Source organism: Actibacterium sp. 188UL27-1 (assembly GCF_016901225.1).
Classification (GTDB): Bacteria; Pseudomonadota; Alphaproteobacteria; order Rhodobacterales; family Rhodobacteraceae; genus 188UL27-1.
The window spans coordinates 128,390-141,487 of sequence record NZ_JAFEUL010000009.1 but is presented as its reverse complement, the minus strand read 5'-3'; the positions used below and the strand labels follow the sequence as shown (position 1 = coordinate 141,487).

11 protein-coding genes are annotated in these 13,098 nt (G+C 57.9%); 3 read left to right on the top strand and 8 right to left on the bottom strand.

Annotated elements, in window-relative coordinates:
• Positions 1-33 precede the first annotated feature (33 nt).
• From dapE to IU397_RS13570, 4 genes are all read right to left on the bottom strand, one after another.
• Positions 34-1,182, bottom strand: a complete 1,149-nt coding sequence (gene dapE, locus IU397_RS13585) for a succinyl-diaminopimelate desuccinylase (RefSeq protein WP_204414625.1) — start codon at positions 1,180-1,182, stop codon at positions 34-36.
• 732 nt (positions 1,183-1,914) lie between these two features.
• Entirely contained in the window at positions 1,915-3,222 is a 1,308-nt protein-coding gene (locus IU397_RS13580; RefSeq protein WP_204414467.1) for a PAS domain-containing protein, read from the bottom strand.
• Positions 3,223-3,299: 77 nt separating this feature from the next.
• Entirely contained in the window at positions 3,300-3,632 is a 333-nt protein-coding gene (locus IU397_RS13575; RefSeq protein WP_204414465.1) for a hypothetical protein, read from the bottom strand.
• A gap of 3 nt (positions 3,633-3,635) precedes the next feature.
• Complete coding sequence (locus IU397_RS13570; protein ID WP_204414463.1) at positions 3,636-4,481, bottom strand: TIGR00730 family Rossman fold protein; 846 nt, start codon at positions 4,479-4,481, stop codon at positions 3,636-3,638.
• Positions 4,482-4,568: 87 nt separating this feature from the next.
• On the opposite strand from IU397_RS13570, the gene dapD reads away from it, so the two are divergent.
• Both dapD and IU397_RS13560 read left to right on the top strand, forming a co-directional pair.
• A complete protein-coding gene (gene dapD / locus IU397_RS13565) occupies positions 4,569-5,396 on the top strand; it encodes a 2,3,4,5-tetrahydropyridine-2,6-dicarboxylate N-succinyltransferase (RefSeq protein WP_204414461.1) in 828 nt (275 codons plus the stop codon).
• Positions 5,397-5,614: 218 nt separating this feature from the next.
• Positions 5,615-6,934: a M10 family metallopeptidase C-terminal domain-containing protein gene (locus tag IU397_RS13560; RefSeq protein WP_204414459.1), complete on the top strand. Its 1,320-nt coding sequence runs from the start codon at positions 5,615-5,617 to the stop codon at positions 6,932-6,934.
• A 219-nt stretch (positions 6,935-7,153) separates the two neighbouring features.
• Here IU397_RS13560 and idi read toward each other — a convergent pair whose 3' ends face one another.
• From idi to chlG, 4 genes are read right to left on the bottom strand one after another with little or no spacing between them, the layout of a single operon-like run.
• Positions 7,154-7,684: an isopentenyl-diphosphate Delta-isomerase gene (gene idi / locus IU397_RS13555; protein ID WP_204414457.1), complete on the bottom strand. Its 531-nt coding sequence runs from the start codon at positions 7,682-7,684 to the stop codon at positions 7,154-7,156.
• An 8-nt stretch (positions 7,685-7,692) separates the two neighbouring features.
• Positions 7,693-8,874, bottom strand: coding sequence for a geranylgeranyl diphosphate reductase (locus IU397_RS13550; protein WP_204414455.1), 1,182 nt, complete (start codon positions 8,872-8,874; stop codon positions 7,693-7,695).
• A 5-nt stretch (positions 8,875-8,879) separates the two neighbouring features.
• Positions 8,880-10,169, bottom strand: coding sequence for a BCD family MFS transporter (locus tag IU397_RS13545; protein ID WP_204414447.1), 1,290 nt, complete (start codon positions 10,167-10,169; stop codon positions 8,880-8,882).
• Complete coding sequence (gene chlG / locus IU397_RS13540) at positions 10,169-11,068, bottom strand: chlorophyll synthase ChlG (RefSeq protein WP_204414445.1); 900 nt, start codon at positions 11,066-11,068, stop codon at positions 10,169-10,171. Before chlG ends, IU397_RS13545 begins: the two co-directional genes overlap by 1 nt.
• 254 nt (positions 11,069-11,322) lie before the next feature.
• Here chlG and IU397_RS13535 point away from each other — a divergent pair, with 254 nt between their 5' ends.
• The gene (locus IU397_RS13535) at positions 11,323-13,086 is read left to right on the top strand and encodes a bifunctional diguanylate cyclase/phosphodiesterase (protein ID WP_204414444.1); all 1,764 of its coding nucleotides are present in this window, start codon (positions 11,323-11,325) and stop codon (positions 13,084-13,086) included.
• Positions 13,087-13,098 lie beyond the last annotated feature (12 nt).

The following is a 13,098-nucleotide window of genomic DNA, read 5'->3' as shown; positions in this document are numbered from 1 at the left end:
CGCTACTATCAGGCTGTCATGGCCCAAGCCGCTTCAGCCTCTCGCGAAATAATCCTGCAAGATGCGTGTGTAGATGGCTTTTAATTGATGGATCTGAGCGATCTCCACCCGCTCGTCCACGGCATGCATCGTTTTACCGACCAGCCCGAACTCAACGACGGGACAATAATCCTTGACGAAGCGGGCATCGGACGTGCCGCCTGTCGTTGATAGTTCCGGTGTGACACCTGTTTCGGCCTGGACGGCCGCGCTGACCAGAGCGGATAGATGTCCGGGGGGCGTGATAAATGCCTCGCCCGACACGCGCGTGTTGATCTGGATCTGCGCGCCGGTTTCTATTGCAACCACATCGGCAAGTGCGCGCAACCAGTCGCAAAGGCCCGCACCGCTATGGGTGTCATTGAAGCGGATATTCACGGTCATGCGGCAGTTGGCGGGGATCACATTGGTTGCGGTGTTGCCGGTGTCGATCGTTGTGATCGATAGGGTGGAGGGATCGAAGTGGTCGGTTCCTTGATCCAGTTGATGATCCGAGAGCCGCGCTGCCAGTTGAGCAATTGCCGTTACGGGATTGCAGGCGCGGTGTGGATAGGCTGTGTGCCCCTGAACGCCCTGTGCCGTAAAATGCGCGCTCATGGAGCCGCGCCGCCCGATCTTTATCATATCTCCCAGGGTCTCCGGGCAGGTCGGCTCGCCCACAAGGCAGGCGGCCATTGTCTCCCCGCGGTCGGACATCCAGTCGAGCAAGGCGCGCGTGCCATCCGTCGCCTCACCTTCCTCGTCGCCTGTGATTGCGAGGATGATGGCCCCGTCTGGTGGTGCTGTTTGCACGAAATCCACCGCGGCTGCGGCAAAGGCTGCGACGCCCGATTTCATATCCGTCGCGCCGCGCCCATAGAGGTAGCCACCGCTGATATCGGCGCTGAATGGGGGATGGCTCCAGGCCTTTTCATCGCCCACGGGGACCACATCTGTATGACCGTTGAACCCCAGTGTTTTGGGGTGTCCGGGTGGCCCCCAGCGGGCAAATAGGTTGGCGACATCATTGCGGTCAACGCGCATGCATTCAAACCCGGCGTGGCTGAGCATGCCCTCCAGCAACTGCAGTGCGCCCCCTTCGACAGGTGTGACGGAGGGGCAGCGGACGAGACGCGCGGTCAGATCAACGGGGTCTGTATTCATGGCCATGGCGGTAGATACTGCAGTTTCGTCGGCCATGGAATGCCGGCTGGCACAAAAGAAGTCGGTGTTCAGTCCCAACGGACAGGACGGTAAGTATTGGGTAAGGCTAAACGCGACGAGATCACGCCATGACCGGCTGGCAATTGGCTGCCTCGCGCAGTGATGTGGTTATCTCAAAGGGGGTTTTAAAATGCGGTCGAGGGCAACGAACATGTGGGTCGAGCTTTCTCAGTCCGAACCTCAACGATGCCCATAAGCAAATAACCCTCTTGACCGAACAGCGCTACAATTCGTCGGCGCAACAGCGGATGGAATAGCTGTTGAACTGCCTTTTCGGGTCAACTCCGTCCTATATGTCGGAAAGGCCAGAGATTTCGTAGCGCTGATATCGCAAACGCAGGCTGAATCGGGCGAGATCTGGGATACGCGCCTGAAATGCAGACAAGCAGTCGTCAAACAACGAGAGCGTATATCTTCGAAACGCCATGCAAGCCGCTTTGTTCGGAGACACAACTGTCGAGCGCGGTTCCTTCGGCTCAATCGATCCTAGTCGATCGACGTCCGTTACCTACCTTCAGCGGACTATTCTCTGGTTCAGTGCAGATTGTTCGGCGAGGTCTGATACCGCAGACCTTGATAGCTGCATTGCTGCTGCGATTGCGTGCACCTCTTGGCGCAGTCGTGGAGTAAGCCGATAGATTGCTACTATCAGATGATGATCGTATCGTACAATCACATTCCGGAGCTCAACATCCGGGCTGCGCTGTCAGGGTGTAGCCGGTACGATCTATATTTCGTTTGCGCGCCGCCATGCACCAGCATGTCGACCGTGCGTTTGGTATCCCGGTTCAGACCATCGATCCGGTTGAGCCGCTTTTCGACTTCGGTCTGGAACCGGTCGAGTTGTTTGATGATCTCGACCAGCCCGTCGGCCTGGCAGCCCAGGCGGGCCCCTTCGATCTTGCACATCATTCTGGTCGAACTCAAACCCATGACTTGCCGCTTCATATGGCCGACGGCTCCGGTGAATTGCCCCGCCGTGTTGGCCAACTGCCGCAACCCCTGGTTTGCCAGATCCTGTGACTTATCGGTTTGTTCCTTTAGGATACGAATTTCATGGGTCGCATCGGCGATACATGGGTCCCGCTGTTCCTGCATGAATTGTGACTGCATCTCTTCCTGCAGCCTGGCAGCATTCATCAGAAACAGGCTTTTGTAGATTATTGTCCGGTTTCGTTCCGAATTTTGGCTGGTATCGTCATGAAAGCCAGTGATCCAGTTCATGAACGTGCGGGACAGACCCCCATAGTTAGACGAGATGGCGCTGATTGGCCCACCCAGTGTTTCAAGCTGAGACGCGAGTATGCGCATATTTTGCGGAATGGCCTGAACCTTGGCAAAGGTTTGGGCCAGGGCCGCCGTTTCCGTTCGGATTTCATCTACTTTTTTGAGAACCGCATCAAACCCGGCGCCGGTATCGCTGGCCTCTGAGGACAGCACTGCTTCTCTGGCATCCATCTCGCGCCGCAGCCCCTGGGCCATGAAAGCTCCATAGGTCGGATAGCCGTGGGCCGCCAACGCCGCTCGCAATGCTTGTGCGCTCTCTTCGGGTGTTGCTCCGCCGGACAGTTCGGCCTCTCGCAGGGTCGCGTAAAGCTCTTGGATCATGGGCAGCATCTCGCTTGACGCGTTCAACCGCACCGACAGGTATCCGCCATCAACGGGCGACATCAGCGCAAAGACCCAGTAATGAAGCCCGTCCTTGGCCAAGTTTTTGACAAAGGCGCCTGTGAGTTTTCCCTGTTTCAGCCGATCCCAAATCAAATGGAATGCACCCTTTGGCATGTCGGGATGGCGCACTAGCCTGTGGGGAGCGCCGATCAGATCATGGTATTCATACCCACTGATCCGTTTAAAAGTGTGGTTGCAGGCCATGATGACGCCGCGGGTATCGGTGCGCGAAAAGAACAGATCATTTGGATCGACCTGGACGGCACCGCTGGAGGGTCGGCTCAAGATGCGGCGGTCATAGCCTGTCATGGGCAACTCTTACCATCAGGTATGACGGACGGCGAGGACGATTGCTTTACATGTGACAAAGGCGGGTTTCCGGGTGATTAACCGCTCTTATCGTCGAAAAACGGTGTCATCTGCGCCACGATCACGGAATTCTCTGCCAGCGCACGCGCCATCAGATCCTTTTCGTCGTCGGATATGTCATGACCCTCGTCTAGCCGTTCGGCCAATGTGCCGTAGCCCGAGACATCAAGGGGGGCCATATCTGCCTGTTTGAGAATGGCGACGGTTTCGCGAACCGCCTCTGCTTCATCAACGCCGCTGGCATAACACATCAGCGCAGCCCCAGTCGCACCTTTTGGCAATCCGTCATTTGCCTTGCGACCAACCTCGACGAGCAAGGTAAAGACCTCGTGACCTTCCCGCTTGGCCATGGCCTATCTTCCGGGGATTGTGCCGCGCCGCGTGCCGGCATTGTCCCAGGTGTCGATGGCATCCACCGCCTCGTCTGCGGTTTCGACAAAGCGGAAGAGGCTCAGATCGTCATCGCTAATGGTGCCAGCATCGGACAATGCTTTAAAGTCCAGGATGCTTTCCCAGAAACCCCGCCCAAAGAGGAGGATCGGCACGATCTCCATCCGCCCCGTCTGGATCAGGGTCAAGCTTTCGAACAATTCATCCAAAGTACCGAACCCGCCCGGGAAGACGGCAATCGCCTTGGCTCGCATCAGGAAATGCATCTTGCGGATCGCAAAGTAGTGGAAGTTGAAGCACAGCTCAGGCGTGACATAGGCGTTGGGCGCCTGCTCATGGGGCAAAACAATGCTCAGCCCGATGGAGCGTCCGCCTGCCTCTGCCGCGCCACGATTGCCCGCCTCCATCACGCCCGGGCCACCGCCCGTGACGATCACGCCGTCTGACCCGCCGGTCGCCATGGAGCGCTCTGTCATCAGCTGAGCAAAGCGCTGGGCCTCTTGATAGAACTGGGACAGGTCTGCCAGTGTCTTGGTGCGCGCGTCCGCCTTTGCGGCGGGGGCCGGAATCCGGGCTCCGCCGAACAGAACGATGGTCGAGTTGATGCCCGCCTCTTCCATCAGCATCTCGGTCTTGAGTAACTCAAGCTGCAGCCGAACCGGCCGGAGTTCCTGGCGGCACAGAAATGCGTCATCAGCAAAAGCCAATTCATAGGCCTGGGACTGGGTCTGGGGTGTCTGCGGAACCTGGTGCGCCGTTTCGATATCTTGGCTGGCGTGTCGGAACGCGGTCTTTCTGTCGTCTTTCATGGCCTGTTCCCTTGGATTGCACCCCTTATCCCTTGGGTCTATAGGCACCGCAACGCAAGGACCAGAGCCAACCGGGGAGGGCAGACCATGTCGAACGCTACATTGGAAACCGCAATCGAGGCGGCGTGGGACGCTCGTGACGAAATCACCCCTAACACAACCGGGGAAACACGGGACGCTATTCAGGATACCTTGAATGCGCTCGACAGCGGCAGTCTGCGGGTGGCCGAGCGGCAAGACGATGGCACCTGGCATGTGAACCAATGGGCAAAAAAAGCGGTTTTGCTTGGGTTTCGACTCAAGGATATGGAGCCGCAGGAAGGCGGCCCCCAAGGCGGCAGTTGGTGGGATAAGGTCGACAGCAAATTCAAAGGATGGGGTGACAACCAGTGGAAGGCCGCAGGGTTTCGCGCTGTCCCCAATTGCATTGTTCGCAAGTCAGCCTTCATTGCGCCGGGTGTGGTGTTGATGCCGTCCTTTGTGAACCTGGGTGCCTATGTTGACAGCGGCACCATGGTCGATACTTGGGCCACGGTTGGATCCTGCGCGCAGATCGGCAAGGATGTGCATCTGTCGGGCGGTGTTGGCATCGGTGGTGTGCTGGAGCCCATGCAGGCCGGGCCCACGATTATTGAGGATAACTGCTTTATCGGCGCCCGGTCCGAGGTCGTTGAAGGTGTGATTGTGCGCGAAGGATCCGTGTTGGGCATGGGCGTTTTCATCGGCCAATCGACTAAGATCGTCGATCGCGCTACCGGAGAGGTCATGTATGGAGAAGTGCCGCCCTATTCGGTCGTTGTAGCCGGATCGCTGCCGTCAACCGGTGGAGTAAACCTGTATTGCGCGGTGATCGTGAAGCGGGTCGACGAGCGCACGCGGTCCAAAACCGGAATCAATGATCTGCTAAGGGACTAGTTGCCACTGGTTGACATATCTGCTGAGTCAAGTTGCGAACGTAGAGAATTGAAACTATTTGGTGACATTTAGCTTACACTTTAGAAAGAATTTGAACCTTACCTCCCGGTGTAGACGCGTCCGGGAACATCGGTCGGCTGACCAGAAACGCGGGTTATTGCCTGCATGGTCTGTTGATCCTCGGCTGCGTGACACATGTACCGCACCGAGGATCCTTGATGGCTGTTCTGTCTACGTTCAAAACAATTCTCCCCGATCCCACCGATGGGCCGTACCGCTGGAATGCGGGGGCTGACTTACAAACCCCTATTATCGTGAGTTACAGTTTCATGGTGGCGGCTGATCTGCCCAAGCCGGGCAGTTATGGCTACAACGCCAAACGCTACAGCGTGTTCACCGAGGCTCAGGAAGCCAATTTCCGGGACGCAGCCGTGATGTACGAGACCGCGGCTGGCATCGTGTTTGTCGAGGTTGAAAGCGACGCGATGATCGACATCCACAATGCCCATGGCTCTCGCTATGGCGGATGGGCGTCCCTGCCTTACGTCAACGATTACTACACATCCGAGGGTGTTTTGGTTGTCGATGGGCGCGGCAATTACGATGAGGGGTCTTTTGGCTTCTATACATTGCTGCACGAATTGGGGCATGCCGTCGGGATGCTGCATCCCCATGATGGCCCGAACATATTGCGCGAGGATCTGGATATCCCGGCAAATTCGGTCATGAGCTATAATTTTGGTCGTGGCCCCACCTATGCCGAAGAACTGGGCCGTTTTGATCTGCAAGCGCTCGATCATCTCTATGGCGGGCCCATGGATGTCAGCGGATGGCGGTTCGAAGACCAGGCCGATGTCTTTGTCATCTCGGCGTCGAATCGCGATGACAGCATCTATGGCGTAGAAGGCCGGAACATCATCCATGCGGAAGGTGGCAATGATGCCGTCTGGGGACGGGAAAACCACGATGTGATCCATGGCGGTGATGGTCATGACTCGATCCGGTCTGGTGCGGGCAATGATACGGTAACAGGTGGCAGCGGCAATGATCGCCTGTTCGGGGGCCACGGAAATGATGAGTTGATGGGTGGCCGGGGCAACGACATCCTAACCGGCGACGACGCAATCGGTGGCAGCGATGTTCTGAAAGGCAATCGAGGCGACGACATCCTGATCGGTGGACGCGGCAATGACCGGCTTCAAGGGGGCAAGGGGGATGATCGGCTGGACGGGGGTATAGGCGATGACATCCTGATCGGAGGCGATGGGAACGACATCCTGACCGGTGGTGCCGGGGCCGACATCTTTTTCCTGAAATCCTATGCCGGTGTTGAGGCTGATACGATCACCGACTTTGAGATTGGCGTCGACAAGATCGATATCAGCGGCCAGGGCTTTGCAGCGAGAAACCTCAGTATCGATGCAGGTTCAAAGGGTGCGACAACAACGGTCAGTCTGGATACCGGAAAATCCCAGATCCAATTGATTTTGCAAGATATCAGCCACTTGGAGATATCGGCGGACCAGTTCCTGTTCTGAGGTGACCAGATGTGGCCTGCGCTGGTGCGATAGGCCAAGCTGCCTTCATTGAAACGTCGGGGAGGTCCGTTAGAGGGCGGCGAACTTTCTATGCCACACATCGCCCGCGATGTCGCCTGGTCCCGTCACCAACCGGGTCAGCGTAGCGATTGTAATTCACGTTTGGGATCAGGATCCGGTTTGCTTATCGACAATGCTGTCATGGCACCACGGGCGTTTTTAGACTTTCATCAAGGCTCCGAAAATCCGGTCGCGGTGTTCCTGGAGATAGATACGCAGCCAAGGTGTGAACCGTTCGGGGCGCCGTGCAATCTCCGCCGTCAGGTCGTAAAATCCGACCCATTCGACCTGCATCACCTCATCCGGGTTTGGTGCGATTTTCAAGGTTCGCGTTGCCATGGCCATATAGATGTCGACGACTTCATGCTCGATCATACCGCCGCCAACATCGGCGCGATATTCCACCTGATCCCGGTGGGAAGGATAAACGCCACCAATACCCAACTCTTCCTTCAGTCGCCGTACGGCGCAATCCGCCGGGGGTTCCTCCCATGCCGGATGGGTGCAACACGTATTGGCCCAAAGCCCAGGCGTATGATATTTGTGCATTGCCCGGCGTTGCAGCAGCACGTTTTCCCCGTCCATGATAAAAACCGACACCGCTTTGTGTCGCAGCCCTTTCTTGTGGACTTCGAGTTTTTCGATAGGTTTGAGCGATCCGTTGACCCAGGCCGGGATATGTATGGTCATGGTTCCGATCAGGTTCGGGCGGCCGGGACGATTCCGGTCAGGTGAGCGATATTTTTCAGCCCGATTTTCAAATGCGCCAGCGGTCGGGCACGCACGAGCTTTTTGTTCATGTACGCTTCAAAGGTTAACTTTTGCACGTCGACATCATGACACAGGGAAACAAAGCGCTCGCGCCGCTCGTCACTGCGGTAATAGGCATCCTGCATCGCACCGAGGACACGGAAGACTGTCTTGTGCTCTTTCATGAACATCTTTCGGGCGATCTGCAGGTCACGCACCCGACCCGAGGCAAGCGTGGCTTCGGCCGCAGTGGCCGCCGCCCGCCCCCCCGCCATGGCGTAATAGATCCCCTCGCCAGAGGAGGGCGCCACAACACCCGCCGCATCGCCGGCCAAGACGATGTCGCGTCCGTTGTCCCACTTATCCAATGGCTTCAGCGGGATCGGTGCGCCTTCCTTGCGGATCGTGGTGCAATCGCCCAAACCTGATGCGTCCCGCAGATCGGCCGTGGCTTTCTTCAGATCGACGCCGTCCCGGCCCGTCCCCATGCCGACACTGGCTTGCGCGCCATGGGGAAAGACCCAACCATAGAAATCGGGTGAGATTGCACCGTCATAGATCACGTCGCACCGCTTGGGATCATAGGACCCGGTCTTCCCGGGAGCCTCGATGATTTCGTGATAGGCAATGACGTAGGGAATGGTATCGCCACCGGGGACCTCCCCGCGTGCCACATCAGACCGCGCGCCGTCAGCGCCAATGATCAATCGGGTGGTCAGTCGCTCTTCATTGCGGCTTTGCTTGTCGCGATAGATGACATGGGTGCCATCCTCGTCACGCTCGATCCGCAGAAAGGTTCCCGTCAGGCGTGTGGCGCCGGCCTTGATGGCGCGACCGCGCAGGAATTCATCAAAATGTTCTCGGTCGACCATGCCGACATAACCGTTTTCGATCGGGATATCGACGGATCGCTGGGTAGGAGAGATCATGCGTGCAGTATTGATCTTGGCCACGATCTGGGTATCGGGGATGCGGAAATCCGCAATCAACCGGGGCGGCACGGCGCCACCGCATGGTTTTATGCGACCGGCCCGGTCCAACAGGGCCACACGCTTTCCGGTGCGGGCCAGATCCTCGGCAGCGGTCGCTCCGGATGGCCCGCCCCCCACCACGACAACGTCATAGGTCATGTCATTCACTCCCCTGGAACAAGGGCGGCGCTTTGCCGCGATGAGTTTTCGATGATCCGCAAGGCCATGCCCGCGGCCAGCAAGAACAGAACTGCTTCGAACAGGAATACGATCTCAAATGCCGTGGCATCGTGGCCCAGACCCAGGCGCAACAGATCGACTGCGGTCGCCCCGGCCAATCCGCCAAATCCGGCAGCCATGGCTTGCGCTGCGCCCCACAGGCCCATCCGCGTGCCTTCGCGGGATGTCTGACCGCGTCCCGCCAACGCCATCATGGCGCCGATCGCGGCGACGGCGAACATACCATTGAAAAAACCAAGCGTGATCACCGCTGGTAGCAACAAGGCCGCATCTTCCGGCACACGACCCATCAGGGCGATGATGCAAAGGGCCCCGGCAGATCCCAGACAACCGGCGACGACCCAATTGCGCAAGGTGCCGAACTTGAACGCGCTCACCGCAAGGCCCACGGTCACCATCCCCATGAAGGCCCCGCCATTCTGGGCACCTGACATGGAGGTCGTCTGCCCCGGCGTAAAGTTGAAGACCAACCCGGCATAGGGTTCAAGGATAAGCTCTTGCATGAAATATGCGGTCATCGACAGAAAGACGAAGATAGTGAAATTCCGCGCATGGTCCTCGGCCCATATCTGACGCAGGGCTTCGGTAAACGGGGTGCGGTCCGTCTGCGGGTCTGCCAGAATATTTCGCTCGATACCCGATACGGACAGGCAGGTGAGACCCACGGCCCCGATGGCCACGACGCCGACGATTTGCACCAGTCGCTGGGCAGAATACGGATCCAGCAGCTTTCCCACTACCGTTGCGGTAACCGCAATGCCAAAGATCATCATCAGCCAGGTTATGGTCGCGGCGGCGGCCCGGCGTCGCGGATCCGTTGCCGTGGCCAGCAACGCCAGGAGCGATGTGCCCGATGCGCCGACACCAAGACCGATCAGGGCATAGGCCACGATATTGAGGCCAAGGCCTGCCCAAAACATCGTTTCCAGCACCCAGATCGCTGCGGCGGCCAGGACGCCGCCCACTGCCAGCACCCCCATGCCGCCGATGATGAACTTGGTGCGCTCCCCGCCCGTATCGCTGAGAAACCCCCAATTGGGTCGGGTGATCTGGATGGCGTAGTGAAACGCCACCAAAGCGCCGGGAAGGGACGCGGCCAGCGTCAGCTCTACGACCATCAATCTGTTTAGGGTTGAGGTCATCAAGACCACGATGGCCCCCAACGCCATTTGCACCAGGCCCAGCCGAATGATTGAAATCCAAGACAGTTTCATCAAGCCATCCCCCGCAGCGCAAAGGCGGCAACCATCATTCCGAGCACATACAGCATCACGCCGGTGCCGTTATACCAGGGCGCCTTGTCCTTTGGGTTGCGTAGCAGGACGCGCATGGCGGCCCCTTGGGCGATCACGCTGGCGGTGATGATGAGGGCGAAGATCGGTTTTTGCCACGTGAAGAGCAGCGCGATGACCGCGATTTGCGGCAATGCCATGACCCAGCAGGCGACCCGGGCTGCGCGTTCTGGGCCAAGCTTGACTGGCAGGGAGTGCACGCCCATCTGCCTGTCGCCTTCGAGCGCTTTGAAATCGTTCAATGTCATGATGCCATGTGCGCCAAGGGCATACAGCAAGGCGATTAGAATGATGGGCCCCGATGGCGCACCAGCCGATAGGATCGCCGCGCCGGTGAACCAGGGGAGCCCTTCGTAGCATAAGCCCACAAGGCCAGGCCCCCACCAACCTGATCGCTTCAGGCGGATGGGTTCGGCTGAATAGGCCCATGCGGCGAGCACGCCTACGACGGTCGCACCAAACCCCCAAGGTCCCAAGAAACTGCCCAGGATGAGCGAAAGGCCGGTCATCGCCAGCGCAATCCAAAGGCCCCAACGCCCTGGGATGCGGCCTGAGGGGATGGGGCGATCGGGTTCGTTGATGGCATCGACATGGCGGTCGCACCAATCGTTGGCCGCCTGGCTCATGCCACAGACAACGGGGCCGGCTAGGATGATACCCACCAATACTAGGGCCCAGTTGTCCAAAACTGCACCGCCTGATGAGATTGCACCGCATAGATAGGCCCACATGGGCGGAAACCATGTGATCGGCTTGATCAATGTCAGGGCCGCCCGTAGCTCCGGCCAGGTCCGAATGTGTAAATTTGTACTGACACTCATATGTCTAGTGAATAGTACATAAAAGAGTCTCGCAAGGAAATAAACGCAGATCCGCTGCGGCGATACGCCCGCCAGCCAACTCTGACATGTTTTCATCAATGTTGAGGTATTTAGGGGGGCTGCCGTCACCGGCCGATAAGGTTTGCAGCTTATTTTTTGCCGCGTATCGGTGGTATTGGGTTCTATTCGTGCAAGTTATTTGGCGTCTCTTTCTTGGGTTCATTCGGCTGGTGGTCAGGACCAGCGGACACCCCATGCCGTTGGTCGAGCATCAGGTCCGCGATCTTTTGTCCAACCACATCAGCGATGGGATCGTGATCCAGGATATGGAAGGGCATATCCTTTGGGCGAACGCAGCCTACACGCGCATCACCGGGTTCGAAATGTCGGAAATATTAGGGCGGCGTCCCCAGGAATTTCTGCTGCCCCCCAATCTCACGCCGACCGACGATCAACTCGCAGCCTTCCGATATGATGAGAGTTCCGGGCATCCCGATGATTTCGAGATTGTCGAAAATGTGCGCAAAACTGGTGAGCGGTACTGGGTGCAGTTATCATCTGCGAAGGTCGAGACTGGGGATGGCCCGCGCGTGGTCTTGACCGCCCGTGATGTGACCAGCCAGATCAAGATCCAAAACCAGTTGAACCGAGCCAGGGTGGAGCTGGAGCATGCCGTCAATTTTGATACGCTGACCGGGCTCGCAAACCGGCACAGGCTGTCGGATTTTCTGGATCGTGCCCTGAAACATGCCGTCCAGGCCGGAACGGAAGTGGCGGTTTTCCATGTCGATTTGGACAAGTTTAAAGAGATCAACGATACGCACGGCCATACAGCAGGCGATGCCGTGCTTGTCCATGCCGCACGTGCGATGGAGCAGAATACCCGCCAGATCGATCTTGTGGCCCGGGTGGGGGGTGACGAATTCGTAATCGTGATGCCGGATGCCCCGGATCCGGCAGAGGTGGCCCTATTTGCCGAGCGGATCATCGACACCATTGCCGAACCGGTTTTGTGGGAGAAGGTTCGGCTAAGTTGCGGTGCCAGTATCGGCATTTCTCGCTCTGGTTCAGGCGGTAGCAAAGCCGGGCAACTGATCCAGCAGGCGGATTTCGCGCTTTACGATGTCAAGGAACACGGTCGCGGGGCGGTCGCCACCTATGATGATCGGCTCAGCAGCAAACATTCGTTGCGCAAGCGCCTGACAGAAGATCTGCGCGAGACGATCGATAATGACGGCTTGTCCTTTTTTTACCAACCGATCCTGAGCCTCGAAAACCGCAAGGTTGTCAGCGTTGAGGCACTTGCCCGCTGGGATCATCCGCAGCGCGGTTTCATGTCACCCGCAGAATTTCTACCCGTAGCTGAAGAAATTGGCTTCTTGCGAGACATCGATCTGTCGGCCATGCGGTCCAGTGTTCACACCTTGGCGCAGATCCGGGCCATCGGATTGCACGATATCAAGGTGAGCTTCAACGCATCGTCTCACACGCTCGCCCATGGCGGTTTGGTGGACCATCTCAAATGGGCCGCGGATCAAATGGAAGTGCCACATAGCCTATTGGGGGTTGAGGTCCTGGAAACGGTTTTTTTCGATGACAAGGCCGCGGAGTCCAGCATGGCCAAAGAGATTGATCGCCTGGTAAATGCCGGCTTCCCAACGGTCTTGGACGATTTTGGCGTCGGTTATGCTGGTCTGGCCCATCTGGCACAGTTGAATGTCACCGGGATCAAGATCGACAGATCTTTGGTCTGTACCATCCTGACGGATGTGAATTCGGCGGCTATTGTACGGTCCATCATCCGGCTCGCGCAGGAGCTTCACCTCAACGTGGTGGCGGAAGGTGTCGAAAGTTCGGACGTGGCGGATATGCTGGGGATTTATGGCTGCACCCATATCCAGGGCTTCGGGATCGCTCGGCCCATGCCGTTGAGAGACCTCATACCTTGGCTGGCGGGTTTCGATCCGACCCAAGTGTTGCAGCACAACGACGTTTTGCGGGTAGTGGGTTCAGGTTAGGATTTCGCGTCA

What these genes read in the sequence shown, in the direction of transcription:
- IU397_RS13535 (WP_204414444.1), top strand. Translation starts at nt 11,323, where the DNA reads ATGCCGTTGGTCGAGCATCAGGTCCGCGATCTTTTGTCCAACCACATC.
- chlG (WP_204414445.1), bottom strand. Translation starts at nt 11,068, where the DNA reads ATGAGTGTCAGTACAAATTTACACATTCGGACCTGGCCGGAGCTACGG.
- dapE (WP_204414625.1), bottom strand. Translation starts at nt 1,182, where the DNA reads ATGAATACAGACCCCGTTGATCTGACCGCGCGTCTCGTCCGCTGCCCC.
- IU397_RS13575 (WP_204414465.1), bottom strand. Translation starts at nt 3,632, where the DNA reads ATGGCCAAGCGGGAAGGTCACGAGGTCTTTACCTTGCTCGTCGAGGTT.
- IU397_RS13580 (WP_204414467.1), bottom strand. Translation starts at nt 3,222, where the DNA reads ATGACAGGCTATGACCGCCGCATCTTGAGCCGACCCTCCAGCGGTGCC.
- IU397_RS13545 (WP_204414447.1), bottom strand. Translation starts at nt 10,169, where the DNA reads ATGAAACTGTCTTGGATTTCAATCATTCGGCTGGGCCTGGTGCAAATG.
- IU397_RS13560 (WP_204414459.1), top strand. Translation starts at nt 5,615, where the DNA reads ATGGCTGTTCTGTCTACGTTCAAAACAATTCTCCCCGATCCCACCGAT.
- idi (WP_204414457.1), bottom strand. Translation starts at nt 7,684, where the DNA reads ATGACCATACATATCCCGGCCTGGGTCAACGGATCGCTCAAACCTATC.
- IU397_RS13570 (WP_204414463.1), bottom strand. Translation starts at nt 4,481, where the DNA reads ATGAAAGACGACAGAAAGACCGCGTTCCGACACGCCAGCCAAGATATC.
- IU397_RS13550 (WP_204414455.1), bottom strand. Translation starts at nt 8,874, where the DNA reads ATGACCTATGACGTTGTCGTGGTGGGGGGCGGGCCATCCGGAGCGACC.
- dapD (WP_204414461.1), top strand. Translation starts at nt 4,569, where the DNA reads ATGTCGAACGCTACATTGGAAACCGCAATCGAGGCGGCGTGGGACGCT.